This window comes from Solwaraspora sp. WMMA2059 (assembly GCF_027497315.1).
GTDB lineage: Bacteria > Actinomycetota > Actinomycetes > Mycobacteriales > Micromonosporaceae > Micromonospora_E.
In genome coordinates this window covers 20,899-46,554 of the sequence record NZ_CP114908.1, presented here as the reverse complement: position 1 = coordinate 46,554, position 25,656 = coordinate 20,899, and the positions used below count along the sequence as shown (strand labels likewise).

Below are 25,656 nucleotides of genomic sequence, written 5' to 3'. Positions count from 1 at the left end.
ACCGGGCGGGCCGTTACCGCAGCCTGCCCGGTCACCTGGGATTTCAGTGATACGCAGCGGGGAAACGATCATGGACTCGCCGTTCCCCGCTACCCAGCAGCCGGCCAGTTGATCAACCGTCCACCTTCGATACTTGGCCCACACTGACAGGGAAAGCGTGATCTTGCAACACCGCATCCGATAGAAAATTAGTTGGCTCGGAGACTCGTCAAACGACGTACTCATGGCTCAGACTGTCTGTTGTGGCAGGAACCCCAACCGTCCAGCGACGACGGCTCGCGACCGAGCTTCGCGCACTTCGCGAGGCTGCCGGTCTGACAATTGACCAGGTCATCCAACAGGTGAAGATCAGCAAGTCGACGTTGTCCCGCGTCGAGAACGCACAGGTCTCGGTGACGACGCGGAACGTCACGAAGCTGCTGCGCCTCTACGGCGTACCCGACAAGGAGGCTGTCGGGCTCATCGAGCTCGCCCGCGACGCCCAGAAGTACAACTGGTGGGTCGACTACTCCGGCGCGATGCCGCACGGGCTCGACGGGTACATCGCCTTCGAGGACGAGGCGACCCAGCTCCGCACCTACGACGTCCAACTCGTCAACGGCCTGCTCCAGACCTCGGACTACGCCCGCGCCATCATCAGCGCGGAGTTCCCGGAGGGTCCACCGGAGAAGATCGAGGAGCGGATCGAGCTACGCCTCGCCCGCCAGCGCATCCTGGAACGACGCAAACCACCCAGGCTGTGGTTCATCTTCGACGAGGCAGTCCTGCACCGGCCGGTCGGCGGCCCGCAGGTGATGGCAGCCCAGCTGGAGCACATGATCACCATGGCACAGCGCCCGTCAATCACGGTCCAGGTGCTGCCCTTCCGCCAAGGCGCACACATGGGCATGGGCGGCCCCTTTGCGATGCTCGACTTCAGCAACCATCCGACAGTCGTCTACCAGGAGAATCTGAGTGGCGCTCTGTACCTGGACAAGGACTACCATGTGGAGATGCACGGGTTGGCGTTCGACCATCTCCGTGCGACCGCGCTCTCACCCGCCGACACGCTGGCCTTCCTGCGGATGAGGGCTGAGGCGATCCTCGCGCAGGGAGCAAGGGAGAGCACCGATGACCGCCACCCCCGGTGATCCGCAGCAGGCAATCTGGCGCAAGAGCACCCGCAGCAACGGGCAGGCCATGTGCGTCGAGGTCGCCACCAACGTCCCCGTCACAGTCCTCGTACGCGACAGCAAAGACCCCGCCGGCCCGGCACTCGCCTTCTCCCCCGCCGGCTGGACGTCCTTCCTCTCCACCCTCACCCCCGACGCTCCTCACTGACCCGAGGCAGAGAGCTGTCTCTCCATGCCGAGGGCAGACGACGAGGGTGACGGCATTCAGCGAGTGGATGTTCCGGCCCTCCACCGTTTAGGTGATGTCTGCCCGGCGCGTAAGCGGCGTACCCTCGATCGTCTGTGGACTGAATGCCTGGCCTGGTCGTCGGCCGAAGCTCACCGCCGCCTGCCGCCCGGCAGTGCCATCATGACCCAGTCATCCCAGTCGAATGGAGGCCATCGATGAGCACTGTCGCTGACTCGCTCGCCGACGGCGCAACCCCGATGAGTGCATACGAAGAGCAGGTGTGGGACAGGCTCAACGAGCACTGGCAGCGCCGCAACAACCGCCGTGGTTTACCGAACTGGGCGAGCACTGCACTCGATCGCTCCGGCGAGGTCGCGCGAAACGCCGCGAGCCGGGCCACCAGGGCGGTACCGGAGACGATCAAGGAACCAGTGCGCCGCGGAGGCGACGCGGTTGCCAGCATGGCCCTGCGGCCAGCGGCCGAGGCTGCCGCAGCGCTGCTGGAGTTGGTCAACGCCTGGGCCTTGGAGCTCAACGACCCGAAGGGCGTCGAGAAGATTGCCCGCAAGCGCGGCATGGAGCTGAACAGTTTCACTGAGCTGCGGCAGCAGGACCTCAAGGTGTGTGACCGGCTGCTGACCCGCAACACACTGAGGTGGCGTTCCGCCGGCGCGGTCGAAGGTGGTGCCATGGGCTTGCTGGCCTTGGTCCCCGTGGCAGGGATCCCCGCCGCAATTACTGCCGACATCCTCGTCATCCAGGTCCTGAGCACCTCGATCGCGTCGCGCATCGCGTACTCCTACGGCTACGACGCCAAAGACCCCTCGGAGCAAGCTTTCATCGAACGTCTGGTGCACCGGTCCTTCATGGCACAGGCAGCCAAGGTTGGGCCGCTGCGCGACACCGCACGAGCGGCCAGCGCTCTGAAGGGACGCGTAAGATTCTCCGCCAAGCTCCGTGCGGACCATCGCCTCGTGGTCGCCCTTGAGAAGTTGCTGCAGCACTTGGGTCCGGCTGGTGCCAGGGTTCCAGTTCAGAACGTCGCCAAAGCCGTGCCCATCGTGGGCGTCCTCATCGGTGCAGGGGTGAATTCCACAGTCCTCGGCGGCGTGGCCGCCGATTCCCAGCGATACTGCCAAACCCGTTTCCTGTGCGACAAGTATGGACTGCCGATGCCGGCCGCACTGGCCACCTATCAGACCGAGACCGACGCCATGTAACCCGTAGATAGCCCTCGAAATCGGCGAGATAACAGGAATCTAAGCACGTCTCCAGAACTACGCGACCCGGTCCGATCAGCAGCTCGTCACCGGCATCAGAGTCGACTTGCGGTATCGACAGCACTGACGAGGATGGCATCAATCTCGTCCCCGCTCGCCCGACCACGGGCACGACTGCAGACCGACAGTCTCAGAGATCAGGCGTGACAAATGATCGATCCAGGATAGCCCCGTGTACACCTATAGTCGACGCCGGAGCCCTACTAGTATAAGATCAAGTAGAGCGTGATGCAGGAAGTGCAGCTTGGTAAACGGGAAGGTGACCGCTAACGCGATTGGAGTTGTCGTGGCGAGGCACAGGTACTTGGTTGTCGGGGCACTGATCCTAGGAGCCCTGGTGAGTTGCACCAAGTCCTCGACCGGGGAGGCATGTCGGCTCGTTGGCGTCCAAACCGGGATCGGTCTCCGCATTGCTCCGGTGGTAGCGGAGCAGGTAGGGACGGCAGAGATTATGGCCTGTTGGGACGCCTCCTGTCGGACGCGACAGGTCGCCATCTTCCCGGGTGGTGCGGTTGGCGGCAGCGGCTGCGCCGAAGACGGACTGGACACAGTCTGTTCAGCAGGCTCCGTGGCCAGTGGAAACAAGGCCGGCTTCGCCTCAATCCCCGACCTGCCACCCAGCCCAGTCGAAGTGACTCTGACCTTGGCTGACGCAACGGGCACTCAAATCGTCAACCAGACCTTGACTCTTACCGCGAAGCAGGTCGATGTCCCGGGAGGAAACTGTAGCGGTGGGCTGCAGGGGCACCTCGAGGTCGACGCCGATGCGAACGTGCGCTCGGAGGCCTGACCTTAATCTTCGCCAGCCGCTTCGGCTAGGAATTGGAACGCACTGTCCGACTGCCTGAAAGACCTGCGCTGGCTGCCGGCGGACGCCTACCTGGTGATCCTCGACAACAACCCCCAATAGCGTAGTGCCGCGCTACGACGTCGCCGAGGGTCCCGGACATCAGAGCTTGGCTACGTGATCGTTCGCGTTTTGGGCGGTAGCCTCGAACCGCCGAATCGCCAGCTCAACCTCACGTTCCAACGAGTCCAGCTTCGCCTTTGCCTTCTCGACCTCGTCATGGGCGCTGTCATGCATCGTGGCCCGCGCCAAGGCACCCGCTTCTGCAGCCGCGGCGAGCGCCTGTTCAAGGATCTGACACCCCTGCCGGACTGCTTCGTTGCCCAGCTCGACAGTGCGCTTCACATCGTCAACGCTCATCGACCACCGCTCCGTCGCCCTCCCACCACCAGCCGAACCTATCGAACACCAGCACCGTCCAACAGGGTCAGACGGTACCGACTCCTACTCGGGGAGGCCGCGGAGCAGGGACAGGGCGGTGCGGTCGGAGCTGAGGGTGGACAGCTCGGTGTCGATGAAGTCGGTGTAGAACTGTGCCGGCGAGCCGGGGTAGCCGGGGCGCTCGGCGGCGTACCACTGGTGTAGCCACGGCTCCAGCTCCAGCAGGCCGGCGAGCAGCGGCAGCAGACGGTGCGCCTCCCACGCCTCCTGACTGCGCCGATTCACGTACACCGTGGCCAGCGCCTGCGCCTGCGCCAGGTGGTCCCAGCCGGCCCAGCCGAGCAGCAGGCTGGAGTCGGTGTCGCGGCCCATTTCCGGGTACGAGATAAACCGCTCCTTCGGCACGTCGAGCTTGCCGCGCGCCTTCGCGTACGACGGCCGGACAAAGTCCGCCGAGGTGTACTTCGGCGGGACGTCGATCTCCACCGTCTCCCCGGCGTCCTCACGCCGCTGCTTCTCCCAGGTCTGCTCCCACAGCACCCGCTTACGCAGCCCGGACGGCTTGTAGCGCTGCTTCGGCAGGAATGGCACATGCTCGGTGGCGACCAGCTTGTCGAGCGCGACGACCAGGCTCATGCCCTCGTACTCCGGCAGCAGCGCCAACACCTGCTGGAAGTCGGCGTCGCCGGCCACCCGGTCGGCGAGCTGCGCCACCGACAGCGGCTCCGGCGTGCCACCCCACAGCTCCGGGGCCTCCAGCCGCTCCAACAGCCAGTCCCGCAAAGCATCCACCTGCATCGTGGCCCAGCCATCGGTCTTCCACCGACGCTTGCACTCCGGGCGCTCAATCAGCTGAAGGTGCCGGTTGCCGGCCGTGGCAACGATCCGTCGTTCGACCAAGTCGCGGTAATCCGCCGGCCAGTCGGGGTTGGGCTTGTCCACCGGTACGGAGTCGTGCCGCACGAACCAGGCCGTCTCCACACCCTTCCGTACCATCGTGATCTCGAACGCCCGCTCACCAAGGCTCAGCCCTGGCGGGTCCGGATGGGTCAGGTCCTCATCCATCAGCCCGTAGAGCCGGTAGACCTCCCAGTCCAGCTCCTCCTGAAGCGCGATCATCCGCGCCCGGACCAGGTCGTACTCGACTCTCGCCTGCGCCAGCCGCTCCACAGTCGGCACCCCCGACTCGGCCACCGCCGCCGGCGTCAGCTCGCCTAGCCGCTGCGCCAACGTATCCAGCTCACGCGCCCGACCCAACGGATACTCCGCCGGCAACGGAAACTCCTCCAACTTGGTCCCCGTGAACTCCCACCGATCCATCCAGCTCTCGGGCTGAATCCCACGGCCGATGCCGCTGCCAGCCTTGCTCTGACTGACCTGCTTGAGCCAGAAGCAGGCGGTGGAGCTATTGAGTACGCCGAGCAACCTCAGATGGTCATCCTCCGTTGCCCCCTCCGGCAGCTTGATCACCGGCGCAGACTGCTTGAAGACCTTCCCACCCCGGTCCAGCACAAAATGATTGTGCGTAGCCACAAACGCGAACGCAATCGACAACGGCGACCGAAAACGCTTCGCGAAGAACATGCTGTGATCAAACCAACGCAACCCACGCTCCGCCGGAGTCTGACCGAAGTCGACTCGCCTGGCGAGCGAGGACCTTAACGGCCAGTAGCGCAGTTCCTCAACTCGATCAAGATCGCGAATTAAGCCGGCAGCATCGTAGGGAAATAGAGTCCAGGTAGGATGAATGAGTCGGAAATCTCGAACGTCTTCGCCAAGGACTACTGGTACCCCGTATCCCGTCAGCCCACTCGTCACCAAAGCAGTTCGCGGTGAGTAATACGCCTCGTCAAGACCGGTGTGGGTTGTCCGTCCCACTTCGTCAATGACCTCAGCGAGCAACCCGCCCGACGCCTCAATAGCCGCTTGCAGCTCGCCTGCGCCGCCGCCGGAGAGGCTCCAGGGGTGTTTCAGGAGGCGGGAGCGGTCGAGGTCTTGGACGGTGACCCAGCGGGACGCCGAGCCAGGATCGTCGACCTGGTCGACGATCGCCTGCCAGACAAGTCCATCGGCTGGGTTGTCCGGGGTGGTCGGTTCACCCTGCACACCGAGGACGGCGCGGACGACCGGGAGGCGGCGGCGGTCGTTGTTGCGGCCGACCAGGATGACTGTCGGCGTGCCGTGGCCGGGGATGTAGGCACCGGAGGTGTCGATGACTTCGCTCAGCTCGACCTCGTGAGCGAAGTAATCCTCGATCAGCTTCTTGCCGAACTCGCGCTTCATGAAGGCGTTGCCGGTAATCTGGCCGACGAAGCCGGCGCCCTCGCCGTACTCGTCGGATCGTCTCGCCAGGTCGAAGAAGCGCTTGGCGAAGGGCACGGTCAGCGCGTACTGCCGATGGCAGACGTCCGGGTAGATGCTGCGGTAGAGCTTGTTGCGGGCCGGGTCGGCGACGGTGATGTATGGCGGGTTGCCAACCACCACCGTGTACTGACCGACCTCCAGATACTCGGCTAGCAGTTCGTCGTCTTCGCTCTCGTACGCGAAGACCGGCCTACCCTCGAATGCTGCCAGCAGGTCGCCCTGTGCGCGGGAGGCGCGGCCCCACTCCAGCAGGGAGTCGCCGGTGGCGACGCGGACGGGGAAGGCGGGGCAGCGTTCGAGCTTGTGCCACTTGCCGAGCTTGATCGCGGCGACCAGCAGCCGGAAGCGGGCGATGGCGACCGCGAAGGCGTTGATGTCGACGCCGGTGACCTGGCCGAGCGCCCGGTCGACGATGGCCCGGATGTCGGTGGTCGGCTCCCGTTTGCGCCACTCGCGCACCAGCCGGTCGAACGCGCCGAGCAGGAAGTGGCCGGAGCCGCACGTCGGGTCGATCACCTTCATCTCGGGCAGGCCGAACTCGCTCAGCGCCGGCTCGAACGTTCGGTCCAGGATGAACTTCTCGACGAACACCGGAGTCTGCAACAGCGCGTACGTCTTCTTCGCGTGCGTCGACAACTCCTGGTAGAGATCACCGAGGAAGCGGGTGTCCAGGGTCGTGCTGCGCAGCGACACCCGGCCCTCCCCCGTACGGAAGAAGTTGCTCAGCCCCTCTGCGGCCGCGCCGGAGATGTCGAACCGCCACACCGGGTTGTGCTTGTCGAAGATCTGCGCCGTCGGGCGCAGCCTGCCCAGGTAGCGGAACGCCTCCCGCAGCCAGTGCCGGTCGTTGTGCAACGAATGGTCGGCCTCGATCAGGTACGCCTGCCGCCGCTGCATCCCCGTCTCGGCCGGGGCCGCCGGATCGTCCCCGCCGATCCACAGCCCGTCGATCAGCTCGTTGTCCTCGCAGAAGCGGACGAAGACACAACCCAGCACCCAGGCCACCGCCGCCTGGTCGAGCACGTCCTCCAGCCACACCTCGAACGCGCCGGCCAGCCGCTCGGCCTTCTTCGCCTTCTCGTACTCCTGCAGCAGCTCGGCCCGCAGCGACAGCGACTCCGGCTCCGCGAGCCGCATACGCAGATCGTCGACCAGGTGATTCACCTGCGCCTGCATCGCCTGCTGGAGTCGCCGCCGCGCGTCTTCGTCGAGTTCGTCGAGCACGGCTGCGATCCTACGGCCCAGCCACGGCATCACTCGTCGTGCTCGGTGTCATTGTCGCTCTTGCCGTCCATGTCCGGCCCGAGCATGACGCCCAGCCCTTTCGCGAACGCCCACAGCCGGTCTTGCAGCAGATCGGTCCGCAGCGCCACGAACCCTCGGTCTCGGCTTAGATACCTTACCCCGGGGCTGATTCAAGAAGTCTTGAATCGATGCTGATCGCAACCTAGTCTGGCGAGGTGGAAGACAGTCACCCTCGACGGATCAGCCAGGCCGAGGCACTCAAGGCCTTCACCCACCCCCTCCGCCTGCGGCTCTACTACGCCCTGGCCGGCCTAGGGTCAGCGACAGCAACGACCCTCGCCGCAGAGGTGGGTGTCACGCCGCAGCTGGCCTTCTACCACCTCACGCGCATGGCCGAGCTCGGGGCCCTGGAGGAGGATCCCGCCGCGATGGCCCGTGGGCGGGAGCGTTACTGGCGACACGCGACCCGTGGCCTATCCTTCACCCAGGACAACGAGTCGAAGTCAGTCGATGACCTGGACAGTCTGCAGCGAGCCCAGGCCGCCGTTCACTTCGAACATTTGGAGCGCTATTTTTCACGCCTTTCCGACGACGATAAAGCACAATCTCTCGCCTTTAGCTCGGACATGGTGCTCGAACTCAACGAGGAAGACTCCAAAGAGCTCCAGGAAAAACTGACAGAGATCCTCATGACTTTTCGAGATCGACGATCCGCCAGGAAGGGAAAAAAGGTGTTTGTGTTCCTGCACGCGATCCCGATGGAGTAGGTCATGAGCGCGACAACCACGAGCAGCTCCACCGATGATTCGTGGGGCTGGAGAAGGTCTGTCTGGCTGCTTGCGGAGCCGCTCTCATTAATCGGTGGGCAGATCTACTTCCTCACGCTGGCCTGGGCGGCGGTACGCCTCGCTGGCCCGAGCGGCGCGGGGATGATCCTAGCGGCCGGCGCGATCCCTCGCGCTATTCTGATGTTGCTTGGTGGCACGTTTGTCGACCGGTTCGGCGCGCTCCGGGTAGCCATCACCACTGACTGCATACGCAGTCTCCTCATGCTCTGCGTGTCCCTGACACTTGGCACACTCGGAGTGTCGTTGCAGCTACTTCTTGTCATCGCTGTCATGTTTGGCGTGGTGGACGCGCTCTTCTACCCTGCCGCTGGCGCCCTGCCGCCGATGGTTGTACCTTCGAGTCAGCTTGTCCGTGTGCAAAATTTGCGAGCGCTAGGCACTCGCGCAGGCCTGGTGGTAGGCGCTCCACTTGGCGGCCTGCTTGTAGCGTCAGGCAGCTTACCAATGCCATTCCTAGCATGCAGTGCCCTATTCGTCATGTCGACTGTTGCCCTAGCCATCGTTCGCCGCCACGTCGAGCGGGCAGAGGACCACCTGAGTCAGTTGAACATTTTCCGCCAGTCCCTCGAAGGCGTGGGCTACATACTGAGAAGACCAGAGATTCGAAACCTCGTACTACTGGTCGCCCTGCTTGAATTCTCCGTCAACGGTATCGTCAACATCGGCTTCCCCGCGCTCGCCTTGCGGATGGACTGGGGGTCCACAGGATTTGGCTTCCTCATCTCCGCACTTGGCGTTGGCGCGGCGACCATAGCGGTCTTTTTCGTCATCAAATCCACTATCCGCAGGCCCGGCATCGTTGTCGCGAGCGCAGGAGTCAGCGCCAGCCTTATTCTGACGGCCCTCAGCATTTCCAAGATCAACCTTGCAGCCTTCGCAATGTCGTTTTTTCTGGGCGCCGTTGGAGGTCTTGTAGCAGGCGTTGCTATCCCACTCATCCAAGCAAATACACTAGCAGGCATGACCGGGCGAGTAATGGGAGCCTTCTCGGTATCCACAATCGGAATGTCGCCGCTTTCGATTGGATTTGTTGCCCTGACGGTTGACCTGGTCGGCCTCTCCGGGGCCTTTCTTGTCGCAGCGGTCATCGTCATGCTGGGGTCTGCGACCTGCCTGCTGAACAGTCAGATCCGAGATCTTCAGTTGGTTCCGGCAGGTGCGGGTCCGAAGTGACTCGTCGGATCGGCGTCACTCGTCGTGCTCGGTGTCGTTGTCGGCCACGCCGGTCATGTCCGGCCCGAGCATGACGCCCAGCCCTTTCGCGAACGCCCGCAGCCGCTCCTGCAACACCTCGCCCCGCAGCTCCAGGAACCCCTCGTGGTCACCGGCCAGCAGCTTGAGGAAAGCCCGCTCGTTGATGCAGTGACTGGCCAGCAGCCTCGTCACGTGCTCCGGGCTGATCGTGCGCTCCAGCTGGCCCTTGCGTAGCTCCTTGAACACCCCCAGCGGGTTGTCCCCCGGGCCGGTCGGCAGGATGATCCGGTTGGCCGCCGTCGAATGACCTGGCACGATCTGCCGGTACGCCTGCGGCACCCCGCCGGCCAGCCGTTTCACCACCTCGAACTCCTGGCCGAGCGCGTCCCGCCGGGTCGGGAACTCGTGCGCCTCCCACGCCACGTACGCCAGCGTCCGGGCACTGTTCAGGTTGAACGGCTCCGGCATCGGCTGCACCGCGCCGACGTCCAGCTTCAGGGTCGGGGTCGCGCCGGAGGCGAACGCCTTCATCTCCGCCAGGCCCTCCCGGATCCGGGTCGAGTTGGCACCCGCGAACGACCCCGCCCACGACGTCACCCAGAACCAGCGCTCCAGCTCCAACCGCTGGTTGCCGGTCGGGTCCGGCCGACAGTGGAAGAAGTAGGTCAACAACACCAACTGATGCGAGTACGGCAACAGGGCCGCCAGCGGCAGCCCCGCCGCCCGCAGCAGCTCCACCGCCTTGTGCACCGCCTTCTGCCCGGCCGCCAGCACGTCGACCTGGCTGGTCCGGATCCGCTGCGCCACCTGTTCCCAGTGCGGCTTCATGACGTCCGGCTCGCCGGCGATCGCTAGCATCGACCGGAACACCGCCATCCTCGGCAGCTCACCGAAGCCCGTGCTCGCGACGGACTCGACGATGCTGTCGACCTGTTCGCCCATTGTGGATTTCTGGACCGGGCCGGTCAGCCGGGAGGCGATCTCGTGTGTCTCCAGGCGTACTCCACGGTTGTTGATCCGGGCGAACACCTCGATGGCCGACCCCAGGTCGCTGTCGCGGACCCGCACCAACGGAATCTTGTACGCACGAACCCGCTGCGCCACCCAGTCGGCTTCGTTGATCAGCCTCTCCATCCGGGTGGCGTCGTTGACCCGCGCCTCCAGGTTCCGCAGGAAGCGGAGAAAGTCGACGGTGCTGTTGACGGAGCGCATCGGGAGGTACGAATCAGGAGGAAGGGGCGGCGGGGAGCCGAACGCCCGATGATGCCGGTAGCGTTCGTTGTCCTCCTGCGGCTCCAGATCGCGATAGATCCGCCACTTCCACTCCCGCTGATCGTCGCCGCGCGGCGGCCGGCCCTGCCTACGCAGCACCCCGAACAGGGTGGAGAGCCGTTGATGCCCGTCGAGCACGTACGACACCGGAGTGCCTGCCGGCGGCATCCGCACCGGCACCTCGCCGAGGTGGTCGAGCGAGGGCACCTCGTCGGTGGTCTCCCACACGGTGATGCCGCCGATCGGCCATCCTCGCTCGATGCTGTCGAACAGGTCCAGCATCTGCTCGGGTCGCCACACGAACGGCCGCTGAAACCTGGGCACCCGGATCCGGCCTGCGGCGATCTCCTCCAGCATGTCGACCAGCATCATCGCAATAGGTTCGACCTGGACGTCTCCCCGGCTGCTGGACATACCGCTAGTGTCCTACAGGATCGTGTGGATCATCGTGAGGATCTGCCGCAGTTCGGCGACGACGTCCGGGCCGAGCTCGTCGAAGTCCGCCTCGGTCAGCTTCCGGCCCGCCACGGTGAGCTGCCTGGGCAGCCCGTTACCGGGGTAGGAGTCCTTCTTCAGGTAGCCACGCTGATTCGCCGGCATCGCCCGCAGCTGGCTGATCCTGCGCCGATGCCGGGGGTAGAGCGACTCCCACACCACGAGCGGGACGTAGTTCTCCGCCGCCCGGTAGGCGAGGATGTGCACGTTCTGGATGCCGGCCGCGTGCGCCTGCGCCTTCCTGGGCTCGTTGTCGCTCGGCTGGCCAGGGCCGTCGCGGTCGCCGTCGAACAGGATCGCCACCCTTGGCGACACGATCGCGAACTTCTTTCCCTCATCGGCGGCGAGTTCGGCCATCTGGCCCTTACCGCCGCCGTTGTGCAGCCGAAGCCACATCCGACGCAGCGCCTCGACGATCCGCTTGTCGTCCAGGGCCGCCGCCATGTCCTGCACGAAGCTGCCATCGGCGAGCTGATTCTCCACCACCAGCACCGCCGGCTTGTCCAGGTCGGCGACCAGATGCTCCAGGTCAGCCAGGCCGACACGCACCGTCCGCCGAGCGTCCGGTGGGCTGGGGTACGCGGCCTCCTCCGTCGCCTCCTCTGCCCACTGGCTGAGCACCGGCATCCGGACACCCGCTCGGGCCAGCCGCTCGACAAGGTCGATCATCCTCGCTGCCTGCGACAACGTCGGATGCCAGTCGTGGCGCTTCTCCGCCACCATGCAGAGCAGCGTGATCACCGGCCGGTGGTCCGCGCCGTCCAGAATCGTCTCGTCGATATCAAGAAGCACGGGCGTTCCGTTCCGACTGGGCAGCCGCGAGGGCTCGGACCTCGTGGTAGTCCTGGGAGAAGTAGCCCGGCGGCCAGCTGTCGTCGAGGTTGCCGAGACTGTCCAGCGGGATGCGACGTGCCGACGAGACGCCGTCGTGCTGCTCCACGACGTAGATGGCAACCGTCTCCGGGCCGTAGTCGTTGTCGACCTCGGCGATCCGGCGACGCAGCCGCAGCAGCAGCGTTTCGCTGTGTGTCTCGATCAGAAACCGGGTCCCGGTCCGCTGCGCGGTCCTCAGGTAGAGGTCGGCCAGGTCAGCGTGGACACGTGGGTGCAGGTGCGCCTCCGGCTCCTCGATAATCTGCAACGGCGGCGCTGTGGTGATCCCCGCCAGTTCGTCCATCGCACACTGCGCCAGGATCGGCAGCACCTGGGCCAGCCCGCTACCGGCGTCGGCGAGGTTGATCCTTGCCCTGGAGCCGTCCCTGACCAGCACCGTCGACCAGAGCGGGCCGGCAGGGACCTCCTCCAGCCGCCACCCCGGCACGATCTCGCGAAAGTGCGCATTGATCTGTGCCAGCAGCCGTCCGTCCGACTTCCGCTGGCTGTCGGCCAGCAGGCCGGCCAGCCCTTCGCCCTTCGTGCCGAGCACGGCAGGCGTGCCGATCGGCATCCGATGCTGACGGGCCACCCGCTCCCGGTACGGCCCCAGGTATCGGATCAGACCTGGGCGCACCTGGCGGAACAGGTCGTCCAGGTCCGGCAGTTGCCCGGCGGCAGGCAGCAGGCCCGCGAAACGCACCTGCCTCGTCCGGGTCGGCCCGCCACTGATGCGGATGTCGTACTCGTCGAGCCCGTCGACCGAAGGCTCAGGAAGCGTCGACAGCTCGACGCCGTCGATGTCCGAGGTATCCGGCATCGGGGCGGTGAATCGGCTCGACACCAACTCAACGGTGCCGACCGGGTCGGCGCTGTCATCTGTGTCGACCCGAAGCGCCACCACTACCGCGTTCCGTAGTCTGGCTGAATACTCCAGATCCACCCGCAGTGTGAACGGCAGCGGACCGTCGACGGTCACGCCCAACGTCAGCGGCCGCACATCGAGCTGATCGAAGTAGAGCTCGCGCACGTCATCGGCCGCGTCCGGGCCCAGTCGTTCCAAATCCAGTGGGGACGGTGAGGTGGTGTCGAAGCCGGTGGCGATCACCAGCGGCGCACGGGTCAGGGCACTCTTGCCGGAGTTGTTCTTGCCGAGCACCACGGTGATCGGTGCCAGCTCGATCTCCTGCCGGTTACGGAACCCTCGGTAGTTCTCCAGAAGCAGCCGTCGAATGGGCATGGTGGATAGTCCTACCAGATCTGGCGTTCAGCCATTGCCCCGAAATCCACAGCGACTGACTCGCCGGTGACGTCAACGGCAACTGGTAACCGTCCAACATCGCCGGATCCGGTTTGCGGGCCGGCACCAGCAGCAGCCGCGCCGCCGGCCGGGGTCGGGTCAGATCCGCCAACTCCGCCAACAGCTCCACCTGGCCGTAGCGGGCCAGCGGCGCCGCCTCGGTCAACAGCACCGGCGCGTCCGTGGCCAGCGCCGCCCGGATCGCCGGCACCACCTCGTGCCGGACCAGATCCACCAGGCTGCGGAAGTTCGCGTCAGTGGCCGAACCGGAGTCCGCCGCCACCAGCGCCTGCCACGGGTAGCCGAGCGCCCGCAGCCGGTCCAGCAGGATCCCGGTCACGTCCACCTCGGTCAGCCCGAGCCGGGCCAGCAGCTCCCGCCGGGCGGCGGCCAGCTCCCGCAACGGGGTCAGCACCGCCAGGAACGCCCGCCGGTCGATCGCCCCGGCCAGCTTCGCCGCCACCTCATCGGCCTGCCACAGCGGCGCGGCGTACCCGCCGGTGACCGTGGCACCCCGGGTGCCGCTGAACACCGACGGCAGTGCCGGCGGCGCGTACACCCGCTGCTCGCGATCCCAGTCAAGCCCGGCGACGGTGCGGACCAGTGTGTCGAGCTGCGGCCGGCCCGGCAGCTGCTGCGCGCGTGGGAAACGGGCCCGTACCCGTCCGATGATCTCGTCCTCGCGTAGCCGCTGCCCGGCGATGCTGCCGGCAGCCAACCGCAACGCCCGCTCGGCCGGCATGTCCACCGGGTAGAGCTGGCCCTGCCCGTTGACGTCGGCCCGGCCGTTGCTGCCGGCGGCCGCCAACTGCAGCAGCCGCAGCTCCGGCACCACCGGCATCGTCGGCGGCGGCGTGACCGCGGCCAGCTCCGCCACCGCCCGCTGCCGGGTCGGCAGCGGATCGGCCTGCACCAACTCCGCCGCACGGCTGCCGAGCGCCACCACGTACGACAACAGGTCGGCTGCCGTCGTCGTCGACGCCGGATCCACCGGCTCCCGGCCCACCAGCACCGTCGACGAGGCCCGGAACCGCTGGATCGCCAGCCGGGCGTCGCCGCCGGTGGACAACTCCGTCTCCACCGCCGCCCGGACCAGGCCGATCGCCTGCGCCGTGCGTTTCGGCTCCGACGTGAACGAGCCGTGCGTGGCGATCAGCGCATCCGCCAGCTCGGCGGCCGACATCACCGCCCCCCGGCTCTCCACCAGGGCGACGATCTCGTCCCGAACCGCCGACACGGCGTCGTCGGCCCGCCAGGCGTCGATCTGCTTACGCAGCAGCACCGAAATCTGCGGCTGGGTCTGGCCGGTCCGGCGCGCCACCTCACCCTGCGTCGGCCAGTGCAACCACGTGTCGTCGCCCGGTGCCGGCTGCTGGCCCAGCAGCACCGCCAACGTCGTCCGGCGCTTGCTCGTGCGGCCCGTCTCCGCCGGAAGCAGCGCGGCGCAGAGCGTCTCCATGCCGCGCGTCGCCGCCCCGGCAGCCGGCCGACCGTCGCCGCCCTTTTCCGCACCGTCGACATCGCCGACGCCGTCGGCCGGGTCGGCCGCCAGCAGCGGGCGCAGCGACCGGGCGTACGCCAGGATCTCCTTGCGGGTCGCGTCCGGCACACCCTTCGCGGTGACCAACGTGGATGGTTTGGCCTGGAGCAGGTCCCGCACGGTGACCAACCCGAGCCGGCGCACCGCCGAACGGGCCCGCTCGGTCAGCGGCGACTGCTCCAACACGGTGTCCAGGCTCGCCACCGACACCGCCGCCGGCGACGCCAGCCCCTTGCCGGCCGCCGGCACCTTCCGGAAGATGTCCCGCCAGGCGTCGAGCATCTCCTCGGCCGTGTCGAACCGGTCGGCGGTCTCCCGGGCCAACGCCCGGCCGAAGAAGTCGACCAGCCGGTCCGCGACCACCGGCTCGAACACCGCCGGATCCAGCGTCACCTCGTCGCTGACCGCCGCCGGATTGGCCCCACCCCACTCCGGCAGCGACCCCGTCGCCATCTCGAACAACGTCACCGCGGCGGCGAACCGCTCCGCCGCCCGGTCGTAGCGCAGCCGCTTTGGCGGACCCAGGAACGGATCCAGATAGCCGGCGGTGCCAGCGGTCAGCTGGTCCGTCGGGGTCGCGGAGAGCGAAAAGTCGAAAACGCACAGATGCGGCTGCCGGTCCTTGGCATTCAGCGGTCGGGCCGCCAGGTTCGCCGGCTTCAGATCCCGGTGCCAGATCCCCACCTCGTCGAGGTATAGGACGATCTCCAGCAGGTCCCGGCCGTACCGCTCCAGCAGGTCCAGGGTGAGTCGGCCGCCCTGCAGCTCCTCGGCGAGGGTCCGCTCCCCCGCGCTCTCCATCAGCAGCGCCGTCCGGCCACCGACCGTGATCGGCCCCCGCACCAGCGCGGCCACCCGCCGGTCCCGCAGCTTGCCCAGCGTCTCCGCCTCCACCGCCAGCCGGGCGGCGTGCTGCTCGTCGCGGGCCACCTTCAACACCAGCCGCCGGCCGTCCTTGCCGTCGACCGCCGGCTCGCTGACCAGCAGAGCCAGCGCCGTCGAACCGGCACCCAGGCGGCTCAGCACGGTGTAACCGATGTCGAGCACGTCGCCCTTGCGGGCGACGAGCGGATCGACCACCGGCTCCGGCTCCGGTGCGGTCAGCTCGTCCCACACCCGCTCCAGGCGGGACCGGAACGCGGCGACACTCGCCGACCGGCGCGTCGGATCCCCCCGGGTCGCGTCGTAGACGGCGTCAACCAACGCCGCCGGCATCCCGTCGACCGCCGCCGCCAGGTTCACCCCGCTGTCGCGTACGGCCGTCGCCAGCTCCTCGGCGCTGCCCGCCGGCGGCTGACCGGCGAAAATCCGGTAGCCGACCGCGCCCAGTGCGAAAACGTCCAACTGGTGGCCCGGCGGACGGCCCGGCATCGCCGCCTCCGGCGCCTGGTAACGCCGCACCTCGTCGTCGTGCAGCAACGTCAGACTGCCCGGGTCCGTCGACGAACCACCGGTACGGGTCAACCGGGTGTCCGCCAGCCGGCCACCGGTCTGCCAGTTCGTCACCACCAGCTGCGGACGCGACGACTCCGGATCGCAGACGTACACCGCCCCCGGATGCAGCGCCCGGTGCGCCAGCCGGCGCGAATGCGCGTAGTCGACGATCTCGGCCAGGTCGCCCAACAGGTGCAGCCGCTGCGCCAACGTCAGCCGGTCGCCCCGCTCCACCAGATACTGGTCCAGGCGTACCCACTGCTGCTGATGGTCGAAGATCAGCGCCGGGCCCAGCGGATGATCGACCAGGTCGTGCGCCTGGGCGATCCCCGGATGGTGGATGCCCTGCAGCAGCCGAAACTCCCGCTCGGCGGCGGCCCGGATCGCCGGGATCTCCTCCTCCGGAGCCCGGCTGGTCAGATAGAACCGCACCCGGCGCAGCAGCGCGGTGTCCATCACATGCCCGGCGATGAAATCCTGCCAGCCGACGCCCTCAGCGAACGGACGCGGATGCAGCAGCAGTTGCCCCACCTTGCGGTCCGCCACCGACGGGCGGATCTTCGCCCCCTTGACCAGGGCCACGATCTCCTGCCCCCGAACCTCGTCGATCAGATGCGCCGGATTACGCGGCGGGGCCGTCAACATCTCCCGCAGACTCGGCAGACCCGACTCGGGCGCATCGTGCAGGCCGTACACGTGCTGGCGGCCGATCGCATCCAGCTGCGACCGCACCGACCGGGCATGCAGGAACACCGCCGCCCCGATGAACGGCGTACGGGCATGTTTGCGCTGCTGGCGGGCGTAGTGGTCGATCAGGCTCGCCAGCCGCTTCGCCTTACGGTTGGCCAGGATCGTCGGATTGTCCCGCGGGATCAGCCGCGACGTCTTCGTCGCCCGGTGCACCCACTGACCGCCGTCGCCGTGCAGCTCACCCTGCCAGTGCTTGAGCTCCACGACGTACAGCCCGCTGGGGGTGAGCACCAGCGCGTCGACCTCGTTGATCGAGCCGTCGGACGCGACGAACTCGATGTTGGCCCAGACGTGGTACGGGTCGACATCCGGCAGGTACGAGGCCAGCTCCCGCAAGCCCTCCCGCTCCCACTCGTACCCACTGGGGTTGATCTGCTCCCACCTCGGCGAGTCCTGGCGCACCGACCGACGGTAGCAACGAGCCGCCCGTACGCCGATCGCCCGTCCGGTGCAACGGGTGAACGCTGGCTAGAGTGCTCGGCGTGGATGACGACCTCAAACGCATCGCGGCCGGCCTCGCCGAGTTGGGCGACGTGACGGCAGTCCTGGCGCTCGCCGAGAAGCGTCTCCGGGCCGGCGACGCGAGCTTCGTCGCGGACCTCGGCATCGCGGTGTGGCGCAGCTGCGGGGACGATACGACAGCACCGCGGCAGTACAGCAGCGTTCTCGACCGGATCATGCGGCTGCTGACTCTGACGCCAGGGGCGATCGACCAGGCCGTCCGGTTGATGTCCGTCGTGCAGGACCGCCGCCAGATCCGGTACGCCGCGTCGCTGCTCGCTTCGGCACATACCGCCGCAGACCTGGCCGTCGTGTTCGACACGGACGGGTCGGAGGAGTTGCGGGCCTGTCTGCTGCAGGAGCTGGTGTTGCGCGGTGCCGAGGTGCATCACCGGTGGGTTGTCTCGCCGCACTGGCGCCAACATCCGCTCGGCTGGCTGCCGTTGTCGTTGACGCCGATCGAAGGGCACCCCAGCCGTGCCAGGTACCACCACGGCGGGGGCCGCCATGACCTGCCGGCCATGGCGGCGGAGCTCGCGCAGGGGCACGGTCCTGTTCCCCGGTGGCAGGAGACGACCACGTCTGGCGAGGCTGCGGCGCTCAGCGCGGCGGTCGACAACTGGGCCGAGGGATCCAACGGCCGTATCGAGGCACAGACGTTCGCGTTCGACGACGACCTCCCGCCGGACGCCGTCGGCGATGCGCTGGTGAGCGTCGACCTGGAGTGCACCCTGGGCCTGACGACAGGGCTCGGCACATGCTCGCCGCCGCAGGCGTGGCGGCAGTTGTTCGCAGCGGCGTCGACCGGCGGCGCGTACAACCGTGGCGAGTTCGGAGCGTACGGAAGGCTGCTGGCGTGGCGGTCGGTCGCGGCGCTGGTCGGCGCTGCGCCCAACGCACCGGCCGGTGATGTCGAAGCGCTGGCGCATCGCTGCTCGTGGTATTCGTTCGCCGGTGCCACCGCGTGGTTCGACCGCATCGCCTGGGATATCGGTCTGGCAGTCGTGTCACCGGACCGGCGGCGGCTGGCGGTACTGGCTGCCAGCGACACCGATTGATCAGCCTGTACAAGGTTGGCCTGTGGGCAGACGAGGGAACCGTCATTGTCGTCAAATCGGCCCGAGACAGCCATGGAGGTTCCCTCGCACATCGCCACCCGTGCTCCTCGACGGCGATGCAACGAACCGCATCGGTCATCGATCTCAGTCTGACCGCCCAACGCGAGATCGTCACGGCCGACCCGTCGATCCTGACCCGCCTACCGGGGCCGGTCCTGGTGGACGAGTGGCAGCGCCTACCCGAGGTATGGGACCACGTGCGACGATGCTCTTCGGGAGCGACTCAGCGTCGCTGCTGCCACCGTCCGGTCCTCACCACCCGGTGACCCAGCCGGGTGAGGTGCTCCGTGAACTCCCGCTGGGCAGCTGGGAACCCGTGCACCAGCATCACATCCTCCGCGCCGACGGTGCGGACGATCGACGTCAGGCCGCGGCGGTCGGCGTGCGCCGACAGACCGGCCTTCGACACCTGCGCGTTGACCTCGACCCGGGCGCCGTTGAGTTCGAAACCGGCCCGGCTGTCCTTCGACAACGCCAGCAACGCCGCTCCCGGCGACTCCTCGTCCTGGTAGCCGACCAACAGCAGGGCTGCGTTCGGGTCGGGCAGCACGGCGCGTGCCCACTGCACCGCCGGCCCGGCGGTGAGCATGCCCGACGTCGTGATGATGACGCCGCGCCGGAATGACGCGATGAGCTCGCCGCGCTGGGTCGCCGGTACCTCCCGCACCTGGTCGCCGTAGATGTACAGCGGGTCCGGACGCATCTCGGTCTGCTGTTCGTAGATCCGGGCGACCTCCTTGGCCAGCCCGTCGAGCAGCACCGGTACGTCCGGCAGGCGCCGGCGCAACGTCAACGCCACCTCCTGTGCCCGGCCCAACGCGAACGCCGGCACCAGCACCCGTCCGCCGGAAGCCACCGTCTCCTGCACCGTCGCCAGGAACTGCTCCACCTCCGCTTCCCGGTTGGTGTTGCGCTGGCAGTGGGTCGACTCGATGACCAGAAGTCCGCACCCCTGCGCCGACTGCGGGACGATCAGGCCGGGCACGGTGGTCTGGGCCTGGTTCGACACGTCACCGGTGACGGTCAGCCTGCTCTCGCCAGCGGTGACCACCACCCCGGCGGCGCCGAGGATGTGCCCGGCGGGAAACAGTTCGATCGTGATCCCGGCGGCGATCTCGGCCGACGCGCCGAAGCCCAACGGACGGAGACGCCGTTGAGCCTGATCGACCTCCGCCTGGCTGTACGGAGCCAGCGGGAGTTCCGGCCCGCCGGGTGGCGTCCGCGCCACCCGGCGGTCGAACACCCGGACCGAGTCCGCCCACATCGTCGGCAGCAACGCCGCCGTGTCCGCGGTGCAGTAGACAGCCAGGCCAGGATGGTCGGCGACGAGAGCCGGCACGTAGCCCGCGTGGTCATGATGGGCGTGCGTGACCACGACGGCGTCGAGCCGGCCACCGCGCACCTCGCCGATGAGCGGCGGACCCGACCGGTCGAGCGGCTGGCGGGGCCGCATCCCGGCATCGACCAACAGACGTACGTCGCCGACCTCCACCAGCAGGCAGGAGCCGCCGATCTCGGTGCCGCCGCCGAGCGGCTTCACCGTCAGTTCGCGGTCTCTGGTAGCAGCGCTGAACTGCGGCGACGGCGGCGGCCAGGGCATTTGCAGCGCCCTCATCACCTGGAGAAACGACTCGCGATCGACCTTGCCGGCGTCAAGTGCCGCGACCAGGCGGGCGTCCTGCGGGTGAACCGGCACCCTGGCTTGCGTCGTCTCGCGCGGGTCGACGTCGATCGCGGGCGTCGCATCGACCGGCGCGGCCACCTCTACCAGGACACCGGCGGCATGCGCGACGTCAGCGGTCAGCGCCGCTACCTCCCGGCGTGCCATCGACAGCTGCGCCCGTAGCGACTCGACGACCGTAAGGGCGTCGTCCCGGTCGGTCAACGCGGCGTCGAGCTGTCGCCTGGCCTCGTCACGTTCCCGGGTCGCCCAGTCACGCTGACCACGTGCCCGGTCACGGGCCCCACGTGACTCCTCGATGTCGCGTCGCAGCCTGGCGATCCGCCGTTCGTCAGCGGTCGATGACGGCTTCTCCGACTTCTTCGACCGTGGCTGCGGGAGCAGGACCTTGCGGTCGGCCAACGCAGCGGCCGCCGCACTGGCGACGACCGGATCAGCCCCGGTCAGCTGCCGCAGCAGCGGATCGGCCCCGGCGAGACGGTCCGCGTACTGGTCGGCGAGGGCGGTTCGCAGCTTCGGGTACCGGACGATGAGCAGCAGCAGCTGACCCCGGTTTGCCTCCGCGAAGGCCGCCGGGTCAGCCTGATGGTCCGCGAAGCGGGAACTGGTCACCGCTACCCGGGCAGCTTCACCGATCAGTTCGTCGAGCAGCTGCTGCGACGTACGGCTCATCCGCCGACAGCCCGGGTCGCTGCGGCCATCACCGGTTCCAGGTGCAGCAGACCGTCCGCCGGATCCAGAATGAGCAGGCCGAGAATCCGCAGCACCTCGACCACCCCGGCCGCGTCCTTGTACGGGGTCTGCGCCAGATACTCTTCGGTGAGGCAGCCCCGGTCCACCTCACTGTTCACCGCGTGCTCGGTCAGCGCCCACGCGATCGTCTCCGGGTCGATCCGATCGTCGTAGTGCTCCGCGACCAGCGTCTCCCATGCCTGTCGCAGCACCTCGTCGCTGCGTATCCCGCTGGCCGCGACCAACGCCTCGGCATGCTCGATCGACGAGAACTCTGCCCGTACCCGGTCGAGTGGATCCGTCCGGGTGTGCAGCTCATGGTCTTCAGTCAACGCCTCGGCGACCTTGTTGATCCGCACCGGCCAGCCGCCGGTGACCGCCAACAGTTCGTTGCGGGTAGCGTCGTCCTGGAACGGCAGCGTCGTGTCGGTAAGCCACAACCGGAGGTCGGTGCGGCCGTACCGACGCAGACCGGTGACCCCGCATGACATGTCGGACTGCTCCTGCGCCTCCAGCCATAACGGTGCCTGCGCCACCCCGGAGATCAGGACGATCCCCAACGTGCCCCCGGTCCGCGTGGCGATGATTTCGCGTGCGGTACGCCAGGTCTCCCGCGCGACGTCGACCGTGGCGTCGCTCACATCGACGTACACCACGGCGTGCCCACCCGCCGACTTCAGCGTGGCCTGCTGGCATGCGTGACGCAACGTCATCGGCGTGGCGTCCCGCAGATGGGTACCGAGCCTTCCGGAGTGGTACGCCTTTTCCTTCTCCTCCTGTAGCACCTTTGCGCACCGCTCGACGGTCAGCGCCGCGGAACCGACGATCAGACGGACCTGGCGACGCGGCGCCAACAGGTCGGCGATCTGCGAGGAGGTGAGCGGGCCCCGGGTGACACCGCTGCCGAACTGCGGGCGCATCATGCTCGCGTCGAAACTCTCCGGAAGCGGCATCGAGTCGGCCTGGGCGAGGAACTCGTCCACCTCCTCCTGAGTGCCCAGCAGGTCGTGCAGATTCGGGGTACGCAGCCGGTACCTGCCCTTGATGTAGGACAGCACCCCGAGGTCGACGCACTCGTCGAGCAGAGCACGGAACTCGCCAGCCCGCATGTCCTGCGCCGCGAAGCCCTTCAGCCACCAGTGTTCGCACTCGGCTCGCAGCTGCGCCGCTGTGAGCGCGGAGCCGACACCGTTGTCATGGGTGTGGTAGGCGACGCTGTAGGCGATCACCTTGTACCTCGGATCCAGGTTCAAGGTCCAGTCGAACCGCTTGCGGAACGATGTCCGCAGCGAGGCGTCGGCCCAGACCGCTTCGATGTCGTCGAGCGTCACCGCCTGCGGCAGCACACCCGACGCCGGGGTCCGCTGCAGGTTGCGCAGCAGCTGAGCGCCGAACAGCTGGATCAACGCCGGCTGGTTGTTGGCCAACGCCAGTACCCGGGAGGCGTGGTCGTGGTTCTCAAACCGCAGGCCCAGCGCCTCCAACGGTCGGGTCAGCAGGTCGTAGGCCGGCTGCGGTGCCAGCGGGCCGACGCAGACCGGGTCCCCGAAGTGCGCGAGCGGGTGATTCGCCAGCCGCTCGAACCTGGCCGTCTGATGCAGGCCGGCGAAGACGACCTTCACCGCCCGGCCGGTGCTCTCCATCAGATCCTTGAACCGGGTGACGTGAGCGAACTTGCCGTCGGTGGCGTCCGCGTCCAGAAACGAATCCGATTCGTCGAGCAGAAGCAGCAGCTGTCGACCCGACCGTCCACCGATCCACGCCGAGACACGGTTGGTGAGCTCCTCGGCGATGTCACCGGATGGCAGGTCGCGGGGCACTATCCCCTTGTCCGCCAGTTGTGGCCACAGCGTCGTCCAGACCGCGTCGACCGGGGTCGCCTGACCGACCTTGTAGATCGACTGGTAGATCGCGTACCGCGCTCCACCGTCCTCGAAATCGCGCGCGGCGGCCCTCAGCAGCGCCGACTTGCCCAACTGCCGGCCGCCGTACACGATGCACGGGCCCATCATGTCGACGACCCGGTCCCGTTCCTCGGTACGCCCGTGAAACATCTCCTGTGGAACCAGCCCGGCGACGTCCGGCGTGAACGGGGTGGCCCAGGTGAACGGGAGGGTGATCGCCATCGTGATGTGCCGGCCCGGCTCCGGCTGGGCCACCAGGTATGCGAAGGCCACCTCGTCGACCACCGCGACGGCCGGTAGCTTCCGGCCGCTGCGGAATGCTGTCGCCAGATCCCGTCTCGCCGTGACATCGAGGATGCCGAGATACAGCACGACGACCGCGTGGTCCGGCGGTTCGTTGCGCAGCAGCTCCACCAGTTCCTGCGGGGTCGGCGACCGGCGGACCACGAGCACCCGCAACCTGGGCACACACGAACTGCTCGACAGCCGCAGCAGGCCGCTCATCCGGCTCGCTTGCCGACATGCTGGCCCGCACCAGCGGTACGGCGACCGCAGCCGCGCTGGCGACCACGAACAGCACGGCGATGGGTAGCCCAATCCGGACAGCCCGCATGAGGTCACCGTACCGCCGTCCAGCGACGCTGATGGAGCGATGGGGAGACCTCATGGGCAGACACAGATCGCTCGTTGCCGCCGTACTGCCGAGTTGGTGATCGGCCGGGACACCGCCTGTCAGCGGCGACAGCTCCCGCTCTTCCCCAGCTCGACGGCCGCCGGCAACGATTGCGCTGACGGCGGACCCGACGCTGTCAGCTCCCGTGCTCCTCGAAGGTAGCGGAGCCTGCGTTCGGCAGAGTAAGCGACCTGCGTTGGTAGAGCAGAGGTGGACCTGCACGCTCGACACGCGGACGGCCGGGTGCTGGGTGTCGAAGGCAAGCTGGCCTATCGCGTCGAGGACACCGACACCAAGCATCTGCACTGGCTCCGTGACCGCATCGGCAAGGAACTGATCGATGGAGTTGTCGTGTATGCGGGCGAACGCGCCTTCCGCTGCCGCGACGACATCGCGGTCGTAGCGCTGGCTTTCCTCGGCCCGTGACGGGCGTTGCCCGCACGCCCGAGACTAGCCATCGAGGTGAGGCTGACGCACCTCAAACGCGATTTTGAGGTGCGTCAGCGTCACCTCGACACACAGCCGCACGGTCACTCGGCCGGCTGCGGCCACACGATCCTCGTCGGGTGCGGGCCGGGCCCCGTGTAGCGGGCTGAGCCAAGCACGCCTGACAGGGCACAGTATGTGCCGTCGGTCGGCGCGAGATAGAGCATCGTGTACGTCATCTGAGTCGCCGGGTCGGAGTAGTGCGAGATGGTCAGAACGCTGTTCTCAGGGAACAACGCCGGCCGCATGACGTATCCGTCAGTGGAGATCGGCTCCCCGCTGGGGCTCATGTTGTTCAAGCCTTCGCCTGTCTTGTCCGTCTCCGATGGATCGCAGAACGGTACGGGCCGAGCTGGCACGTCGTAGTGCACCTCCGTCGGTACGCCGGCCTGGCGCAGTTCGGCGGCGAGACCAGCTGGATCGTCGAGCCGGTCCCACTCCACGATCAGCTCCACCGAGCCGTCCGGGTTGGCGGTCACCGCGTATGCGGGGGTGGCGCCGCCGGGGCCGTCGAGCCAGATCGTCGACGCCGCGAGGGCCACCGCCACCGCGGCGGCGGCGACCCCGCCGAACGCGAGCCGCCGGTGCCGCACCCGACGAACAGCGGCACGCGGACGGCGTACCGCCGCCAAGCCGGAAGGTTGCGCGGCGTCGGACCGGGGCTGCGCGAGGATTCCGGCCAGCATCGCCGTGGCCCGGGACGATTCGGCGTCCACCCGCCAGTCGGCCACCGGATCCGCGTCGCGCATCAGTCGATCGGTTTCCATCATGATCCTCCTTCGTGAGTCAGCGGGGAGAGCTCGGCGTCCGCCGGCCTCCTGGTCGGGGCCGGTTCCAACGCGGCCGCCAGCCGCCGCCGGGCCCGGAACAACCGCACCTTGTACGCGGTACGACTGCACCCCATGGCGGTGGCGGCGGCGGTGGCGTCGAGTCCTTCCCAGGCGGCCAACCGCAGCGCCTCCTGGTCTGCTTCGGACAGTTGCGCCAACGCTCGGTGTACCCGTACCTGGTCGATCACGGCATCGGCGTGGTCGGCCGTGACCGTCTCGACGACCGCGCCCAGCCGGGTCGTCAGCCTCGCCTGCCGGTCCCGGCCCCGGATCTCGTTGCCGATCAGGTGCCGGGTGGTGGCGTACAGCCAGGGCAGGGGGTCGGTGTCCGGCACGTCCGGCAGGCGTCGCCAGGCGACGAGGAACGCCTCGCTGACGAGGTCCGGCGCGCGTTCCCGGCCGACCCGGCGGGCCGCGTACCGCATCACCGCGCCGTAGTGCCGCCGGAACAGCTCCGCGAATCGTCTCCGATCGTCGTCCATGCCTGGTCTGTTTCCGCCTCCGCCGTCGGGGTTACCGCCCGCGCGGGGGCGTCGTTGACAGCGTTGCAGCCAACTTTGTACGCTA

At 67.7% G+C, this 25,656-nt stretch carries 17 protein-coding genes and 1 pseudogene; 8 read left to right on the top strand and 10 right to left on the bottom strand.

Going from position 1 to position 25,656, the window contains the following annotated elements; genetic code table 11:
- The first annotated feature begins 242 nt into the window (after nucleotides 1–242).
- The 4 genes and pseudogenes from O7553_RS00165 to O7553_RS00150 all read left to right on the top strand — a co-directional run.
- Nucleotides 243–1,130: a helix-turn-helix transcriptional regulator gene (locus O7553_RS00165; protein WP_281552896.1), complete on the top strand. Its 888-nt coding sequence runs from the start codon at nucleotides 243–245 to the stop codon at nucleotides 1,128–1,130.
- A complete protein-coding gene (locus O7553_RS00160; RefSeq protein WP_281552895.1) occupies nucleotides 1,111–1,320 on the top strand; it encodes a DUF397 domain-containing protein in 210 nt (69 codons plus the stop codon). Before O7553_RS00165 ends, O7553_RS00160 begins: the two co-directional genes overlap by 20 nt.
- Nucleotides 1,321–1,556: 236 nt before the next feature.
- Nucleotides 1,557–2,561, top strand: coding sequence for an EcsC family protein (locus tag O7553_RS00155; RefSeq protein ID WP_281552894.1), 1,005 nt, complete (start codon nucleotides 1,557–1,559; stop codon nucleotides 2,559–2,561).
- Between the two features lie 874 nt (nucleotides 2,562–3,435).
- Nucleotides 3,436–3,531, top strand: a pseudogene (locus tag O7553_RS00150) (barstar family protein); the annotation flags it as partial.
- Between the two features lie 39 nt (nucleotides 3,532–3,570).
- Here O7553_RS00150 and O7553_RS00145 read toward each other — a convergent pair.
- Both O7553_RS00145 and pglX read right to left on the bottom strand, forming a co-directional pair.
- The gene (locus O7553_RS00145) at nucleotides 3,571–3,828 is read right to left on the bottom strand and encodes a hypothetical protein (RefSeq protein ID WP_281552893.1); all 258 of its coding nucleotides are present in this window, start codon (nucleotides 3,826–3,828) and stop codon (nucleotides 3,571–3,573) included.
- An 84-nt stretch (nucleotides 3,829–3,912) separates the two neighbouring features.
- Nucleotides 3,913–7,437, bottom strand: a complete 3,525-nt coding sequence (pglX, locus tag O7553_RS00140; RefSeq protein WP_281552892.1) for a BREX-2 system adenine-specific DNA-methyltransferase PglX — start codon at nucleotides 7,435–7,437, stop codon at nucleotides 3,913–3,915.
- 236 nt (nucleotides 7,438–7,673) lie between these two features.
- Here pglX and O7553_RS00135 point away from each other — a divergent pair, with 236 nt between their 5' ends.
- Together O7553_RS00135 and O7553_RS00130 are read left to right on the top strand one after the other, a co-directional pair.
- Nucleotides 7,674–8,225 carry a helix-turn-helix domain-containing protein gene (locus O7553_RS00135; protein WP_281552891.1) on the top strand — a complete coding sequence of 184 codons (552 nt, stop codon included), beginning with the start codon at nucleotides 7,674–7,676 and terminating at the stop codon, nucleotides 8,223–8,225.
- A gap of 3 nt (nucleotides 8,226–8,228) precedes the next feature.
- Nucleotides 8,229–9,479, top strand: a complete 1,251-nt coding sequence (locus O7553_RS00130) for an MFS transporter (protein WP_281552890.1) — start codon at nucleotides 8,229–8,231, stop codon at nucleotides 9,477–9,479.
- A gap of 15 nt (nucleotides 9,480–9,494) precedes the next feature.
- Here O7553_RS00130 and O7553_RS00125 read toward each other — a convergent pair whose 3' ends face one another.
- Genes O7553_RS00125 through pglW form a run of 4 tightly spaced genes read right to left on the bottom strand, consistent with a single transcriptional unit; the run spans nucleotide 9,495 to nucleotide 17,566 of the window.
- Entirely contained in the window at nucleotides 9,495–11,186 is a 1,692-nt protein-coding gene (locus O7553_RS00125; protein WP_281552889.1) for a DUF262 domain-containing protein, read from the bottom strand.
- Between the two features lie 12 nt (nucleotides 11,187–11,198).
- Nucleotides 11,199–12,059: a hypothetical protein gene (locus O7553_RS00120; RefSeq protein ID WP_281552888.1), complete on the bottom strand. Its 861-nt coding sequence runs from the start codon at nucleotides 12,057–12,059 to the stop codon at nucleotides 11,199–11,201.
- Nucleotides 12,049–13,380, bottom strand: coding sequence for an AAA family ATPase (locus tag O7553_RS00115; RefSeq protein ID WP_281552887.1), 1,332 nt, complete (start codon nucleotides 13,378–13,380; stop codon nucleotides 12,049–12,051). The genes O7553_RS00120 and O7553_RS00115 overlap by 11 nt, the downstream gene beginning before the upstream one ends.
- On the bottom strand, nucleotides 13,334–17,566 hold the full coding sequence (pglW, locus tag O7553_RS00110; protein WP_281552886.1) for a BREX system serine/threonine kinase PglW: 4,233 nt from the start codon (nucleotides 17,564–17,566) through the stop codon (nucleotides 13,334–13,336). Before pglW ends, O7553_RS00115 begins: the two co-directional genes overlap by 47 nt.
- A gap of 80 nt (nucleotides 17,567–17,646) precedes the next feature.
- Here pglW and O7553_RS00105 point away from each other — a divergent pair, with 80 nt between their 5' ends.
- Nucleotides 17,647–18,723 carry a DUF6183 family protein gene (locus O7553_RS00105; protein ID WP_281552885.1) on the top strand — a complete coding sequence of 359 codons (1,077 nt, stop codon included), beginning with the start codon at nucleotides 17,647–17,649 and terminating at the stop codon, nucleotides 18,721–18,723.
- Between the two features lie 283 nt (nucleotides 18,724–19,006).
- Here O7553_RS00105 and O7553_RS00100 read toward each other — a convergent pair whose 3' ends face one another.
- Both O7553_RS00100 and O7553_RS00095 read right to left on the bottom strand, forming a co-directional pair.
- On the bottom strand, nucleotides 19,007–21,136 hold the full coding sequence (locus O7553_RS00100) for an MBL fold metallo-hydrolase (protein ID WP_281552884.1): 2,130 nt from the start codon (nucleotides 21,134–21,136) through the stop codon (nucleotides 19,007–19,009).
- Nucleotides 21,133–23,604: a hypothetical protein gene (locus O7553_RS00095; protein WP_281552883.1), complete on the bottom strand. Its 2,472-nt coding sequence runs from the start codon at nucleotides 23,602–23,604 to the stop codon at nucleotides 21,133–21,135. The genes O7553_RS00100 and O7553_RS00095 overlap by 4 nt, the downstream gene beginning before the upstream one ends.
- 379 nt (nucleotides 23,605–23,983) lie before the next feature.
- Here O7553_RS00095 and O7553_RS00090 point away from each other — a divergent pair, with 379 nt between their 5' ends.
- On the top strand, nucleotides 23,984–24,199 hold the full coding sequence (locus O7553_RS00090; protein WP_281552882.1) for a hypothetical protein: 216 nt from the start codon (nucleotides 23,984–23,986) through the stop codon (nucleotides 24,197–24,199).
- A gap of 104 nt (nucleotides 24,200–24,303) precedes the next feature.
- Here O7553_RS00090 and O7553_RS00085 read toward each other — a convergent pair whose 3' ends face one another.
- A complete protein-coding gene (locus O7553_RS00085) occupies nucleotides 24,304–25,029 on the bottom strand; it encodes a hypothetical protein (protein ID WP_281552881.1) in 726 nt (241 codons plus the stop codon).
- Nucleotides 25,026–25,571, bottom strand: coding sequence for a sigma-70 family RNA polymerase sigma factor (locus O7553_RS00080; RefSeq protein WP_281552880.1), 546 nt, complete (start codon nucleotides 25,569–25,571; stop codon nucleotides 25,026–25,028). The genes O7553_RS00085 and O7553_RS00080 overlap by 4 nt, the downstream gene beginning before the upstream one ends.
- Between the last annotated feature and the right edge of the window lie 85 nt (nucleotides 25,572–25,656).